The 13,788-nt window shown below is 73.6% G+C and carries 12 protein-coding genes; 5 read left to right on the top strand and 7 right to left on the bottom strand.

Annotated elements, in window-relative coordinates; translation table 11 throughout:
• Window positions 1-195: 195 nt before the first annotated feature.
• Both C229_RS28875 and C229_RS28870 read right to left on the bottom strand, forming a co-directional pair.
• Window positions 196-1,836 carry a fumarate hydratase gene (locus C229_RS28875; protein ID WP_018653034.1) on the bottom strand — a complete coding sequence of 547 codons (1,641 nt, stop codon included), beginning with the start codon at window positions 1,834-1,836 and terminating at the stop codon, window positions 196-198.
• Window positions 1,836-2,744: a DMT family transporter gene (locus C229_RS28870; protein ID WP_155884508.1), complete on the bottom strand. Its 909-nt coding sequence runs from the start codon at window positions 2,742-2,744 to the stop codon at window positions 1,836-1,838. Before C229_RS28870 ends, C229_RS28875 begins: the two co-directional genes overlap by 1 nt.
• Window positions 2,745-2,865: 121 nt before the next feature.
• Between C229_RS28870 and pdxR the strand changes: the two genes are divergently transcribed.
• Together pdxR and C229_RS0100045 are read left to right on the top strand one after the other, a co-directional pair.
• Window positions 2,866-4,299 (top strand): MocR-like pyridoxine biosynthesis transcription factor PdxR, encoded by a 1,434-nt coding sequence (pdxR, locus tag C229_RS0100050; protein ID WP_018653032.1) that lies wholly within the window; start codon window positions 2,866-2,868, stop codon window positions 4,297-4,299.
• Window positions 4,300-4,329: 30 nt separating this feature from the next.
• Window positions 4,330-4,563: a hypothetical protein gene (locus tag C229_RS0100045; RefSeq protein ID WP_018653031.1), complete on the top strand. Its 234-nt coding sequence runs from the start codon at window positions 4,330-4,332 to the stop codon at window positions 4,561-4,563.
• 210 nt (window positions 4,564-4,773) lie between these two features.
• On the opposite strand, the gene C229_RS0100040 is transcribed toward C229_RS0100045, so the two are convergent.
• Window positions 4,774-6,015 carry an MFS transporter gene (locus C229_RS0100040; protein ID WP_018653030.1) on the bottom strand — a complete coding sequence of 414 codons (1,242 nt, stop codon included), beginning with the start codon at window positions 6,013-6,015 and terminating at the stop codon, window positions 4,774-4,776.
• 136 nt (window positions 6,016-6,151) lie between these two features.
• Between C229_RS0100040 and C229_RS0100035 the strand changes: the two genes are divergently transcribed.
• Together C229_RS0100035 and C229_RS0100030 are read left to right on the top strand one after the other, a co-directional pair.
• Window positions 6,152-6,763 (top strand): DUF1707 SHOCT-like domain-containing protein, encoded by a 612-nt coding sequence (locus tag C229_RS0100035; RefSeq protein ID WP_155884507.1) that lies wholly within the window; start codon window positions 6,152-6,154, stop codon window positions 6,761-6,763.
• A 150-nt stretch (window positions 6,764-6,913) separates the two neighbouring features.
• Window positions 6,914-7,135, top strand: coding sequence for an exodeoxyribonuclease VII small subunit (locus tag C229_RS0100030; protein WP_018653028.1), 222 nt, complete (start codon window positions 6,914-6,916; stop codon window positions 7,133-7,135).
• Window positions 7,136-7,151: 16 nt separating this feature from the next.
• Here the strand turns inward: C229_RS0100030 and C229_RS0100025 are convergent, their stop codons facing one another.
• Window positions 7,152-7,829, bottom strand: a complete 678-nt coding sequence (locus C229_RS0100025; RefSeq protein ID WP_018653027.1) for a DUF4245 domain-containing protein — start codon at window positions 7,827-7,829, stop codon at window positions 7,152-7,154.
• Between the two features lie 20 nt (window positions 7,830-7,849).
• Entirely contained in the window at window positions 7,850-8,497 is a 648-nt protein-coding gene (locus C229_RS0100020) for a TetR/AcrR family transcriptional regulator (protein WP_018653026.1), read from the bottom strand.
• A gap of 164 nt (window positions 8,498-8,661) precedes the next feature.
• On the opposite strand from C229_RS0100020, the gene glpX reads away from it, so the two are divergent.
• On the top strand, window positions 8,662-9,696 hold the full coding sequence (glpX, locus tag C229_RS0100015) for a class II fructose-bisphosphatase (protein WP_018653025.1): 1,035 nt from the start codon (window positions 8,662-8,664) through the stop codon (window positions 9,694-9,696).
• 127 nt (window positions 9,697-9,823) lie between these two features.
• Here the strand turns inward: glpX and xseA are convergent, their stop codons facing one another.
• Together xseA and C229_RS34615 are read right to left on the bottom strand one after the other, a co-directional pair.
• Window positions 9,824-11,074 carry an exodeoxyribonuclease VII large subunit gene (gene xseA, locus C229_RS0100010; protein WP_018653024.1) on the bottom strand — a complete coding sequence of 417 codons (1,251 nt, stop codon included), beginning with the start codon at window positions 11,072-11,074 and terminating at the stop codon, window positions 9,824-9,826.
• Between the two features lie 473 nt (window positions 11,075-11,547).
• The coding region (locus C229_RS34615) for an ATP-binding protein (protein WP_018653023.1) at window positions 11,548-13,788 on the bottom strand (2,241 nt) is incomplete at its 5' end.

Here is a 13,788-nt window from a genome sequence, read left to right as displayed (position 1 = left end):
AATACTGTGACCTCGTGCCTCAGCGGTCCCGTCCGGAACCTGGGACTCCGCACAACCGGATGAGCAGATGGGTGAAATCTTTATCATCCAGGGACGGGTCCGCGCCCGGTGACCGCGCGGTGACGGCCCGCCGCCGCGCGCCCGGCCGGACCGGGCGCGCTTTAGCGAATGGCCGTCTTGATCACGACGTTTCCCCTACCGTCGGCCGATCGTCATCAGGGGGCCGGTCGTGTCGGCGAAGAAGTCGTTGCCCTTGTCGTCCACGACGACGAACGCGGGGAAGTCCTCCACCTCGATCTTCCAGACCGCCTCCATGCCCAGCTCGGCGTACTCCAGGACGTCGACCTTCTTGATGCAGTCCTGCGCGAGCCGGGCCGCCGGGCCGCCGATCGAGCCGAGGTAGAAACCGCCGTGCGCCTTGCACGCGTCGGTGACCTGCTGCGACCGGTTGCCCTTGGCGAGCATGACCTGCGAGCCGCCCGCCGCCTGGAACTGCTCGACGTAGGAGTCCATGCGGCCGGCCGTCGTCGGGCCGAACGACCCCGACGCGTAGCCCTCCGGCGTCTTGGCCGGGCCCGCGTAGTAGACGGCGTGGTCGCGCAGGTACTGCGGCATCGGCTCGCCCGCGTCCAGCCGCTCCTTGATCTTGGCGTGCGCGATGTCGCGCGCGACGACGAGCGGGCCCGTCAGCGACAGCCGCGTCTTCACCGGATACCGGGACAGCTCGGCGCGGATCTCGTCCATCGGGCGGTTGAGGTCGATGCGGACGACGTCGCCGTCGAGCTGCTCTTCGGTCGTCTCGGGCAGGTAGCGGGCCGGGTCGGTCTCCAGCCGCTCCAGGAACACGCCCTCGGCGGTGATCTTGGCGAGGGCCTGCCGGTCGGCGCTGCACGACACCGCGATCGCCACCGGGCAGGACGCGCCGTGCCGGGGGAGCCGGACCACGCGGACGTCGTGGCAGAAGTACTTGCCGCCGAACTGGGCGCCGATGCCGAGCCGCTGCGTCAGCTCGAACACCTGCTGCTCCAGCTCGACGTCGCGGAACCCGTGCCCGAGCGGCGAACCCTCGGCCGGGATCGTGTCGAGGTAGTGCGCGGAGGCGTACTTGGCCGTCTTCAGCGCGTACTCGGCGGACGTGCCGCCCACGACGATCGCCAGGTGGTACGGCGGGCACGCGGCCGTGCCCAGCGAGCGGATCTTCTCCTCCAGGAAGGTCAGCATCCGCCTGGGGTTCAGGACGGCCTTGGTCTCCTGGTAGAGGAAGGACTTGTTCGCGCTGCCGCCGCCCTTGGCCATGAACAGGAACTTGTAGGCGTCGCCGGGCGCCGCGTACAGCTCGATCTGGGCGGGCAGGTTGGTGCCGGTGTTCTTCTCGTCCCACATGGTGACCGGCGCCATCTGCGAGTACCGCAGGTTCAGCTTGGTGTAGGCGTCGTAGACGCCGCGCGACAGGTGCTCCTCGTCGCGGCCGTCGGTCAGGACGTGCTGGCCGCGCTTGCCCATGACGATCGCGGTGCCGGTGTCCTGGCACATGGGCAGCACGCCGCCGGACGCGATGCCCGCGTTCTTCAGCAGGTCGAGCGCGACGAAACGGTCGTTCGGGCTGGCCTCAGGGTCGTCGAGGATGCGGCGGAGCTGCGCCAGGTGGGCGGGCCGCAGCAGGTGCGAGATGTCGCGCATGGCCGTCTCGGTGAGCAGCCGCAGCGCCTCCGGCTCGACCTGGAGGAAGGTGCGCCCACCCGCCTCGAACGTGGACACGCCCTCGCTGGTCAGCAGCCGGTAGTCGGTGTCGTCCGTACCGAGCGGCAGCAGGTCGGTATACGAGAAGTCCGCCATCACACCCTCACGCCTTCTTCCTCTAGAGCCGCACCAAGGGTACGGCGCCCCGGTGACAGTCCGAGCAGGACTCCTGCGGTGACCAGCACCGCGCCCGCCGCCTCGGCGGCGGTGGGGGCGCCCTGCCCGAGCAGCGCGGCGGTCAGCACGGCGCTCACCGGGACGATCCCGGCGAACAGCCCGGCGCGGTCGGCGCCGATGCGGCCGAGGGCGTCGTACCAGAGGACGAACGCGACGGTCGTGACGATCAGCGCGAGGTAGCCGAGGCCCGCCGCCTCGGCGGCCGTGGGGACGCGCAGCACGTCCGCGCCGTCCACGGCGATCCCCGCGACGAGCAGCATCGGCGTCGCGAGCGTCGCCGTGTACGCCGAGACGCGCAGCGGCCCGAGCCGGGGGAGCAGCGGCACGGCCAGCAGCGAGAAGCACACCTCCCCGGCAAGCGCCCCCAGCGCGAACAGCAGCCCGCGCACCGACCCGCCGCCCAGTCCCGCCGACAGAGCCGCGCCGCCCGTCACGACGACGGCGCCGGTCAGCACCGTCCGCGCGGGCCGCCCGCCGCGCAGCATCGGCGCCGCCACGGCCAGGACGACCGGCACCGTGGCGATCACCGTCCCGACCGCCGCCGCGCTCGTCTCCCGCGTGGCCCCGACGACGCAGACGTTGAACAACGCGAGCCCGGTCGCGGCCAGCACCGCGAGCTGCGCCCACTCCCGGGCCCGCACCCGCACCGGAGCGAGCCGGGACCGCCGCACCACGACCCACAGCGCCGCAGCAGCCACCGCGTAACGCACCGCCTGGCCGCCGAGCAGCGGATAGGCCGAGATGGCGCCGGAGACGGCCGTCAGCGTCCCCACGAGGAACATCGCCAGGGCGGCACCCATGACCCCGCGACGCGAAGAAGTATCCATGCCGAGCACGCTAGGAACCCGATGGTCCTTTCAACAGGGCCAATACACTGCGTCTGAACAGGACCAAACCCTCGCGCCCGCCCGCCGGTTCGGCCGAGCGCGGTGCAGGGCGGAGGCATCGGTGGCGGAACTGCATCTGGAGATCGACCGGGGGCGGGGCGGACTGTCCGCGCAGATCGTCGCCGCGCTGCGCGACGCGGTGCGCTCCGGACGCCTGCCCGCCGGGGCGCGCCTGCCGTCCACCCGCGACCTGGCCGCCGACCTCGCCGTCTCACGCGGCGTCGTCGTCACGGCCTACGAACAGCTCCGCGCCGAGGGCACGCTCCTGTCCCGCCGAGGCGACGGCACCCGCGTCGCCCCCTCCCCCTCCCTCCCGGGCGCACCCGCCCCGACGGCCGACCTCGCCGCCTGGCCGACCGCTCCACCGGCACGGCCGGACCCCCCGTCCTCGACCGTGGCGGACCTGCGGCCCGGGCAGCCTGATCTGTCCGCGTTCCCCCGGGGCGCGTGGCTCGGGGCGTTGCGGGGCGTGCTGCGGGAGGCGCCGCACGGCGAACTGCTCGCCTACCCCGATCCGGCGGGGGCGCGGGCGCTGCGCGTCGCGCTCGCCGGATACCTCGGGCGGGTCCGGGCGGCCGTCGCCGGGCCGGACGACGTCACCGTCGTCAACGGTGTCGCGCACGGGCTCTCCGCCGTCGTGACGCAGCTCGTCCGGCACGGGAACGTCCCGCTCGCCGTCGAGGACCCGACGAGCGAACGGCAGCTCCCGCTGCTGCGCGCCACCGGGGCCGAGCTGATCCCCGTCCCGGTGGACGGCGAGGGTCTGGACGTCGCCGCGCTCGCCGCCACCCCGGCGCGGGCCGTGCTCGTCACCCCCGCGCACCAGTACCCGACCGGCGTCGTGCTCTCCCCGGCCCGGCGCGCCGCGCTGCTCGCCTGGGCGCGCGACACCGGCGGGATCGTCCTGGAGGACGACTACGACGCCGAGTTCCGCTACGACCGCGAACCCGTCGGCTGCTTGCAGGGCATGGCGCCCGGCCACGTCGTGCTGCTCGGCTCGGTCAGTAAGGCGCTCGCGCCGGGGCTGCGGCTCGGCTGGACCGTCGCGCCCCCGCCCGTCGCGGCCGCGCTGCGCGAGCACCGCGCCCGCACCGACCTCGGCGGCGCGACCCCGGACCAGCTCGCCTTCGCCAGGCTGCTGGAGGGCGACGCCCACGACCGGCACCTGCGCGTGCTGCGCCGCCGCTACCGGGCGCGCCGCGACGCGCTGGTGGCCGTGCTGGCGGAGCACCTGCCGGGAGCGCGCGTGCACGGCGTCTCGGCGGGTCTGCACCTGTACGTCGAGCTGCCGCCCGGCCGCGCCGAGGCCGACGTCGTCGCGGGCGCGGCGGCCCGGGGGGTCGTCGTGTCCGGTGCCGCGGAGCTGTGGTCGCCGGGGCGGGCGGCGTCCGCTCCGGCCGCGCTCGTCCTCGGCTACGGCGGCGTTCCCACGTCCGCACTGATGAACGCGGTGGAAATCCTCGGCCGGGTGGTTACTCCCCGTGCGCCCGGGTAATACAGCGGTTCAATGGCGAAGGAGGGGCGAATGAGTCTGGACGAGGCCGCCCGGCAGCTCAAGATGGCGGCGCACGACGCCCAGGTGTCGTTCGACTGTGTGGGTCTCGGTGATCTCGACCGCGCACAGGAACATGCCGTGACGCTCAGGGCGGCGGCCGACGCGGCCCTGACCGCACTCGGCCAGGCCGCCGCCGACATGTCCCCCCAGGAGGCCCAGGTGGCGGGGGAGAACGCGGTGGTAGCCCTGGCCGAAGACAGCTAGCCGACCGATCCACCCGTCGGGCCGCCCCGAACCACCCGGGACGGCCCGACGTCCGTCATCCCCACACCAGGCGAGCACCCAAGCCAACCCCGCACCCGCCCCAACACGGGCACCGATGACTGCCCCATCGCCCCCACGCCCCGCTCCGAACCGCAACCCCGAGGCAAGCCCTCAAACGCGCGCCCAAGGCGCACGCCTGTGGGCGCGGGGTCAGGCGACCGGGCGTTCGGCTACCGGTGGCGCCGGTTGTGGGCGGGGTGCGTCGGCCGGTTCGAAGCCTCGGGCCAGGGCGATGATCACCAGGGTGAGAACCGCCGGGACCGCGTAGGCGAGCTGGTAGCTCGCCATCGGCTGGATGATCAGCACGACGATCGCGCCGAACACGAACCCGACATAGTTGAAGATGTTCACCCTGGCCACCGCGATGCCGAGGCCGGACGGGTCGGCCTTGCCCGCCGCCGAGAACGAGATCGGCGCCACCACGCACAGGCCGAGGCCCGTCACGAAGAACCCGGCGATCGCGACCGGAGCGTTCGGCGCCACGACGACCAGCAGCAGCCCGAGGCCGCCCGCCGCCGTCCCGGCCCGCACGACGAGCGTCGCGCCCCACCGCCGGACGGCGAAGTCGGCCACGGCGCGGCTCGCGACCATCGCGACCTGGTAGGCGGCCAGGCCGAGCGGCGCGACGCTCGCGGCGCCGAGGTCGGTGTCGAAGAACAGCGTGCCGAAGTTCGACAGCATCGAGTCGGCCAGGTAGAAGCACGCCATGGCGACGCCGATGACGAGCACGGGCCGCCACGGGACGCTCCGCGCCGCCGCCTTCAGTTCCCCGCTCTCGGGGAGGGTGACCTCCTCGTCCTTGCGGTAGAGGCGGAAGCCCGTGGCCAGCGACACCGCGATGCCGAGCGCGGCGGGGATCGCGAACCCGGCCGCGAGCGACCGGTGCACGTCCTCGGGGAACAGGTGGGTGTTCGCGACCCACGCCCATACGGCGCCGAGCCCGGCTGCGGCGCTCCACAGGGCGTGGAACCCGGTGAGGATGCTGACGCCGTAGGCGCGTTCGGACGTCACGGCCTGCGCGTTCATCGACGCGTCCACCGCGCCGACGAAGAAGCCGAACGCCCCCACCGCCACGTACAGCGCGAGGTTGGACGAACCGGACAGTCCGACGGCCAGGATCGTCAGGCAGACGGCGGGCTGCGACGCGCGCAGCACCGGCCCGCTGCCGAACCGGCCCATCAGCGGCGCGGCGACGGCGCTGCCCAGTCCCGCGATGATCGGCACGCAGAGGACGACGATGTTGATCTGGTCGTCGGTCATCCCGTGCGCGTCGCGGATCTGGTTGACGCGGCTGACCAGGGCGGCGAAGCAGAGGCCCTGGACGGCGAAGGCGGCGTAGGCGGCGCCGCGCGCGCTGCGGGCCCTGGTTCCCGCGGTTGAGCGACCCGTCATCTGGCGAGGTCCTTCCGGTTCGGCACTGCCATAACGTGAAGAAGATTCAGGTGAGCGTAGGCTTCGCCCCCATCCCGGTCAATGCTCAATCTTCCGGACTGCCGTCGCGGGCGCTCCGGCCGTTACTGTGGAGGGCGTGGACACGTCCAGCAGGCCGCCCGGGAACCGGGTCCGGCGCGTCAGCGAGCTGCGCGCCTCCGACGCCGACCGCGAACGCGTCGTCACCGTCCTCGGCGAGGCGCTCGCCGACGGCCGCATCACCATGGACGAGCACGCCGAGCGCACCACCCGCGCCTACGCCGCCCGCACCCTCGGCGAACTCACCGGCATCACCGGTGACCTCAGCCCGCGCGAGGCGCAGCCGATCCTCGTCGACGACAAGCCCGTGTCGGTCATGTTCGGCCGCACCCGCCGCGAGGGCCGCTGGGTCGTCCCGGTGAAGCTGCCGCTGTTCGCGCTGTTCGGCACCGTCGAACTCGACCTCCGCGACGCCGTCCTGCAACGCCGTCACATCGTCGTCGACTCCCTCGTCCTCGCGGGCCGCGTCCGGCTGCTCATCCCCGAGGGCACCCGCGTCAACGTCACCGGCCGCTCCGTCCTCAGCACCCGCGAACTCCGCCACCGCCCCGTGCCCGACGGCCCCACCATCGAGATCAACGGCACCCTCCTGTTCGGCTCCATCCAGGCCCGCGCCCCCAAACGCACCCTCCGCTCCCGCATGCGCAACCGCCTCGGCCGAGGCGGCTGACACCGCCGTCCACACGGACGCCGACGGCCCCGGCACTTCCCACCTTCTCGCGAACAGGCCCCCCGTCCGAGGCCGAACGTCATTCTGTGGATAACCGTCGGTGACGCCCGGGGACGTCCCGACGTCGGTGTGACGGCGTAGGGTGGCCGGGTGTCCGATGAGAAGCTGAGCTACGAGCAGGCGCGCGACCAGCTCACCGACGTCGTGAAGCGGCTGGAGTCCGGTGGGCTGACGCTGGAGGAGTCCCTCACGCTGTGGGAGCGCGGCGAACGGCTCGCCGAAGTGTGCGAGGAGTGGCTGGAGGGCGCGCGGGCACGGCTCGCCGCCGCCATGGCCGGTCCCGAGAACACCGACGGGCCCGCCCCCTTCTGAGCCGGGCCGCGCCGCGTCAGGAACCCGTGTTCGCCGTCGGCTGCTTGGGCTGCTCCCGCAGCGATTTCACCAGCACGGCCAGTTCCTCGTACCCGGTGTTGCCGGTGACGACGAGGCTGACGCCGTTCGGCAGCGTCCGCGCGTAGGAGTTCGCGCCCTTGTCCTTGCGGTGGTACTTCTGCCAGGTCGCGCCCGCGACCTCCTCGGCGCCCGTCGGCGCCCGGCTGTTGGTCATGCGCGGGATGTAGTCGCCGGGCTTCTCGTTGCTCTGCTCCAGCGCCGCGTACCGGCCGGACGGCGTCAGGAAGCCGAGATGCCACGCCACCTTGTCGCCGCCGTCGGCGGCCAGCCCGGTGACGCGCGAGCTCGTCGGCCGCCAGCCCGGCGCCAGCCCCTCCGGCGCGTGCACGGGGAACGGCGCCGCCGCCCGCATCGTGAAGAGCTGGTCGGAGTAGTCGACCGTGGGCAGCACGTCGTTGTCGCTGCGCGGGGTGATCAGGTAGATCACGCCGACGATCAGCAGGCACGCCAGCATCGCCATCGCGAAACCGAACGGCCCGCCGGTCAGCCGCTTGTACACGCCCGGCGCGACCTGCACGGTCGGACGGCCGCCGGACGCGGGCTGCGGTGCGTCGGCGCTCGGCGGGGCCTGGTCGGCCGACCGCGTCGCGGAGGCCGGGGTCGTTTCGCTCACCCCTCCAGGATCGCGCACGGTCAGCGCTGCTCCGCACCGGGGTTGCGGATCGTCGCGACGATCGCCATGACGTCGGCGGCCAGCCGCCGGGACGCCGCGTCGTCGTCGCTCATCGCGACCTCCGAGACGGCCCCCGCCATGGCGCCCGTCAGCACGATGACGAGCGCTTCGTCGACGCCCCCGTCGGCCGTGTTGAACAGCGCCGCGTTGCGGCGCGCCCACCGGCTCAGGCGCTTGCGCATGACGCGGTCGAAACCGGGCGGACCGTCGCCGGAGATGAACAGCCGCGCGACGTCGCGCTCGGCGAGGCTGCCGTCCAGGTAGGCGCCCGCGCCCGCGATGAACTGGCGCATCGGGTCGGTCTCGCCGGCCTCCCGGACGCGGGTGATCGCGTCGCGGGTGCGCTCCTGCTGGCGGACCTGGAACTCGTCGAACAGCGTGAGGTACAGGTCGGCCTTGCCGTTGAAGTGATGGTAAAGACTGCCGACGCTGGCTCCAGCCTTCGCCACAATGTCGGTGACGGCGGCCTGCGCGAAGCCCGCCTCGCAGAACACCTCCCGCGCCGCGCTCAGCAGGGCGTTGCGGGTGGCGGCGCCGCGGTCGGACGTGCGCGGTGCGCTGCCCGCCGCGTCCACGTCGCCGGACGGGACGGTGATGTCGCTGCTCATGAGTGCTGAGATTACGCCCTACGGAGGTGGGAGACGATCCCCGTACCGCACCCGCAGGGAAATCCGCGCCCGTCTGGGCGTGCGCGCTCTGGTCTCGACCAATTTGGCGAGCCCAGCGGCGCGAACAGAGAATTCGTGTCACACCGACGAAGGGGCGCCACGCCATGTCCGACGAACTGACCGTCTCCTCGCCGCTCACGACCGAGCCCGCGGCGCCGGACCGCAACCTGGCGCTCGAACTCGTCCGGGTCACCGAGGCCGCCGCGATGGCCGCCGCCCGCTGGGTCGGCCGGGGTGACAAGAACGGCGCGGACGGCGCGGCCGTCAACGCCATGCGGCAGCTCATCAACACCGTGTCGATGCAGGGCGTCGTCGTGATCGGCGAGGGCGAGAAGGACAACGCGCCCATGCTCTACAACGGCGAGCACGTCGGTGACGGCAGCGGCGCCGAGTGCGACGTCGCCGTCGATCCGGTCGACGGCACCAGGCTGACGGCCCTCGGCATGAACAACGCGATCGCCGTCCTGGCGGTGGCGCCGCGCGGGTCGATGTACGACCCGTCGGCCGTGTTCTACATGGAGAAGCTCGTCACCGGGCCGGAGGCGGCCGACGTCGTCGACATCGAACGGCCCATCGCCGACAACGTGCGCGCCGTGGCGAAGGCGAAGGGCTCGTCCGTGGAGGACGTGACCGTCGTCATCCTCGACCGGCCGCGCCATGAGGGCATCGTCAAGGAGGTCCGCGAGGCGGGCGCCCGCATCAAATTCATCCTGGACGGCGACGTCGCCGGCGCCATCATGGCGGCCCGCGCGGGGACGGGCGTCGACCTGCTGCTCGGCATCGGCGGCACCCCCGAGGGCATCATCGCGGCCTGCGCGATCAAGGCGCTCGGCGGCGTCATCCAGGGCCGGCTGTGGCCGCAGGACGACGCCGAGCGCGCGAAGGCCATCGACGCCGGGCACGACCTGTCCCGCGTCCTGACCACGAGCGACCTCGTCACGTCCGAGGACGCGTTCTTCGCGGCGACCGGCATCACCGACGGCGAGCTGATGGACGGCGTGCGCTTCGGCAAGGGCATCGCGACCACGCACTCGCTCGTCATGCGCTCGCGCAGCGGCACGGTGCGCGCGGTCTCCAGCGAGCACCAGCTCAACAAACTTCGCGCGTACAGCGCGATCAACTTCGACGCGGCGGTCTGACCCGCGGCCCCGACGCCACAGGCCCGGCCGGAGCATGACCCGCTTCCGGCCGGGCCTCGCCGTTATCCACAGAATCACCTTCGGTCACTTGTCGTGACGCGATGTGCTCCACGATGGGGCGCAGAGGTCAGCGAGATGCCCGGGAGGGGTCGTGTTCGTCTGTGGTTTCGGGGTGCAGGTCGTCGACGGTGGCCGTGAGGCGGCCTTCGGCGAGGCGGATGCGCAGCGGGTCGCCGGGGGTGAGGTCGGCCGCCGAGCGGACGACGCCGTCGTCGTCACGCTGGACGATCGCGTAGCCGCGTCGCAGGGTGGCGGCGGGGGAGAGGGCCAGCAGGCGCGCGCGGGTGTGCGACAGTTCGTCGGCCGCGCGGTCCAGCGCACCCGCCAGGCAGCGTCGGGTGCGGTCGCGCAGGGCGTCCACGTGCTCGGCCTGGCGCTCCACCTCGCGGACCGGGTCGGCCAGCGCCGGGCGCGAGCGGACGTGCCCCAGCCAGGCGGTCTCCCGGTCGAGACCGCCCGCGATGACGCGCCGTCCCCGGTCCCGCAGTTGCCGGACGAGCTGGAGCTGCTCGCGCACGTCCGGCACGGTCCGCTTGGCGGCGTCGGTCGGGGTGGAGGCGCGCACGTCGGCGACGAGGTCGAGCAGCGGGCTGTCCTGCTCGTGCCCGATCGCGCTGACGACGGGCGTGCGGGCGGCGGCGACGGCGCGTACCAGCGCCTCGTCCGAGAACGGCAGCAGGTCCTCCATGGAGCCGCCGCCCCGGGTGACGATGATGACCTCGATCTCGGGGTCGGCGTCGAGCGTACGCAGGGCCTCCATCACCTCGCGCACGGCGTGCCGTCCCTGCACGGCGGTGTTCTCCACCTGGAACGCCACCGCAGGCCATCGCCGCCGGGCGTTCTGCAGCACGTCGTGTTCGGCGTCGGAGTTCCGTCCGCAGATCAGCCCGACGCGTCCCGGGAGGAACGGCAGCGCCCGCTTGCGCTCGGGTCGGAACAGCCCCTCGGCGGCGAGCGTCTGCTTGAGCCGCTCCAGCCGCGCGAGCAGTTCCCCCACCCCTACCGGCCGGATCTCGATGGCGCTGAGCGAGAACGACCCGCGGTTCACCCAGAAGTCGGGCTTCGCGTGCACGACGACGCGCGCTCCGTCCGCCACGGCCGGGCCGCCCGCCTCGACGAGCCCCCGCGCTCCCACGACCCGCACGGACATGTTCGCGACGGGGTCGCGCAGCGTCATGTAGGCGGTCCCGCCCCGCACGTTCAGCTCGGTGATCTGCCCCTCGACCCAGATCCGTCCCAGCTTCCCGATCCAGCCTCCGACCGCCTGCAACACGGTCCGCACCGGCACGGGCGCCTCAGCCGTCGTCTCCATCCCCATACCGGCCACCCTAGGCCGTGTCCCCGAGGCTCCGGCCTACAGTCCACGCCTGACGGCTCGGCCCTGTCCGGCACTTCGCGGGTGCGGCGTCACTTCGCGCTCCAGGCGGTGAGTCTCGCCTCCGGCTTGGCATCGCCACCGGTCAGCGCACTCGGCTCGGGCCCGATCGGCACTTCGCCGGTGCGGCGTCGCTTCGCGTCCGGGCCGGGGAGCCTCGCGCCCGCCTCGGCTTCACCGCTCGTCAACTTACTCACGCGCGGTTCGGGCACCCGGAAACGTGCCCGAAGCCCCCCGCCCACTACCTCAGCCCCACCGAATCACCCCTCCCTACGGTCGTTCTCGGACTACTTCACCCCGGTCGCCGCCCTTCTCTTGAGCCCGACGCATTCGTGTGTCGTGGTTGGTGCGGGGTGCGGGGTGCGGGGTGCGGGGTGCGGGGTGCGGGGTGCGGGGTGCGGGGTGCGGGGTGCGGATCAGAGCGTCTTCAGGGCGTTCTCGGCGGCTGTCGTCCAGTGGGGGGAGTGCCAGAGGCGGGAGATTTCGAGGGCGCGGGTGTAGTGGGGGGTGGGGTCCTCGCCCAGGTAGAGGGAGAGGTCGCCGAGGGTGTGGGCGACGGGGCGGGTGGCGATGGAGAGGCTTTCGAGGCCGGCGGGTGGGCCCTCGCGGAAGGGGAGGAGGGCGGTGTAGAGGGCGGCGGCCGTGGGGCGGTCGCCGTGACGGATGGCGGACATCGCGCGGAAGGCGGCGAAGACGGTGAAGAGATAATCGGGCTTGAGGCGCGGCAGCGGGCCGGGGGGTTCGCCTGCGGCGGCGCGCACGTCGGCGGCGATGGGCGTGCCGGTCAGTGTGCGGAGAGCGGCGGCCAGTTCCGGCGGATCGGCCGGGGAGGTGAGGTCGAGCGGTAGCGCCAGACGTCCCTGCGAGTCGGCCAGGGTGGCTCGGGCGAGCAGGAGGAAGCCCGCGCCGTGCGGGGAGCCCTGCGCGATCATCGCGGTGGCGGCCTCCCGGTACAGCCGGTCGGACTCGGCGAAGTCGCCCGCGACGTGCGCCAGCGCCGCCGACGCGATGTCGGTGACCAGCGCCGCGTCCGCCAGGCCGTAGCGGCGTGCCAGTGCGCCCGCCTCCGGGACCAGGCGCCGCACGGTGTCCGGATCGCCAGTGACGACGGCGGCCGTGGCGAGGTTGACGGTGCCCGACCACGCGAACACCGGCAGCTCGTGCTCCATGCCGATATCGCGCAGCTCGCGGCTCAGACGCTCCAGCTCCGCACCATCGTGGCGGGGCAGCTCGTGCGCCCGTCGCATGGCCGCCTGCGCGCGCAGGCGCGGATCGCCGAGCCGTGCGGCGAGCGCGGTCGCCTCCTCGTTCGCGGCGAGCGCGGACGGGTCGCCCTCGCCCGCCAGCTCGACCGTGTAGGCGTCCAGCAGCCAGAAGCGGTCGCCAGGCGTCAGGTCGTCCCGGGCGAGGAGGCGGGTGAGCGCGGCGACGGCGGCCGCGTCCACCTCGTCGTACTGGCGTGCCTGCCACGACGTCGGCTCGGTCCACGCTGTGAACGCCGCGATGAGCAGGTCGTCGCGGTCACCGGCGACGGTGACGGCGCGCGCCCGGGTGGCGCGGGCCGCGATGATGTCCCCGGCGCGTGCCTGGGCGCGCAGCAGCAGGCCGAGGAGTTCGACGCGGCGCGCGTCGGTGGCGTCCGGCGTCCGCTCGAACGCCTCCAAAGCCTGCGTGAGCAGGGCCGCCGCGGTCTCGTGGGCGTACCTGTCCTCGGCGAGCGCCGCCGCGCGTGTCCCGTACGCGACGGCCCGCCCGGCGGTCGCGGGCGACGCGGCGCGCGCGTAGTGGTGGGCGAGCGCCGTCACGTCGGCCGGCGTGTGCCGTTCCAGCGCGGCGGCCAGCCGGGCGTGCATGCGGCGGCGGCGAAGCCCGCTCAGGTCCGCGATCAGCGTGTCCCGGACCAGCGCGTGCTCGAACCTGACCCGGCCCGGGGACGGCTCGCCCAGCAGCCCGGCGGCGATGCCGTCCTCCAGCGCGTCCAGGACGCCGTCGGCGTCGCTGTCGGCGGCCTCGACCAGCGGTTCGACGGCGCTCTCGGCCCCGGCCAGCGCGGCGAGACGCAGCACCGCGACGGACGGCTCGGGCAGCCGGGCGAGCCGTCGCCGGAGCACGTCGCGCACGCCTTCGGGGACTTCGGCGAGCGCGACGAGCCGCCCTTCGCCCGCCAGCAGCCGGGCACTCTCCCGTACATAGAAGGGGTTGCCGCCGGTGCGTTCGGTGAGCGCGGTGAGCGTCGCGGCGTCCACCGGCACGGCGGCCTCGGCCGCCACCAGCCGTGCCACGTCGGGCGCGGGCAGCCCTGACAGCGCGAGCCGCAGCGGCGCCCGACGGGCCAGCACGGCGAGGGCGCCGGTGAGACGGTCCTCGATCTCGCCGGGCCGGTAGGCCGCGACGAGCAGCAACGGCGCGTCGTTCACGGCGGACAGCAGCGCGAGCGTCTCCGCGTCGGCCCAGTGCAGGTCGTCCAGCATGACCACGAGCGGGCGCGTTCGCGCGGCCTCGTCCAGCCACGCCCACACCGAGCGGTGCAGCCGGAACCGTCCTCCCTCGGACGCGGCGGGCGGGACGTCCGACAACAGCGCAGCCGCTTCGTCCGGTGGCGGCACCACCTCGGCGACGGCCCGCAACGCCTCCGCCCACCCCCACGCGGGCGGCGC

The organism is Actinomadura flavalba DSM 45200, assembly GCF_000374305.1.
In the GTDB taxonomy this organism is placed as follows: Bacteria; Actinomycetota; Actinomycetes; order Streptosporangiales; family Streptosporangiaceae; genus Spirillospora; species Spirillospora flavalba.
This window is presented reverse-complemented; position numbering and strand designations above follow the sequence as displayed.

Coding starts and splice junctions, on each gene's coding strand:
- glpX (WP_018653025.1), top strand. CDS start 8,662: ATGTCCGACGAACTGACCGTCTCCTCGCCGCTCACGACCGAGCCCGCG.
- C229_RS0100020 (WP_018653026.1), bottom strand. CDS start 8,497: ATGAGCAGCGACATCACCGTCCCGTCCGGCGACGTGGACGCGGCGGGC.
- C229_RS28875 (WP_018653034.1), bottom strand. CDS start 1,836: ATGGCGGACTTCTCGTATACCGACCTGCTGCCGCTCGGTACGGACGAC.
- C229_RS28870 (WP_155884508.1), bottom strand. CDS start 2,744: ATGGATACTTCTTCGCGTCGCGGGGTCATGGGTGCCGCCCTGGCGATG.
- C229_RS0100045 (WP_018653031.1), top strand. CDS start 4,330: ATGAGTCTGGACGAGGCCGCCCGGCAGCTCAAGATGGCGGCGCACGAC.
- C229_RS0100040 (WP_018653030.1), bottom strand. CDS start 6,015: ATGACGGGTCGCTCAACCGCGGGAACCAGGGCCCGCAGCGCGCGCGGC.
- xseA (WP_018653024.1), bottom strand. CDS start 11,074: ATGGGGATGGAGACGACGGCTGAGGCGCCCGTGCCGGTGCGGACCGTG.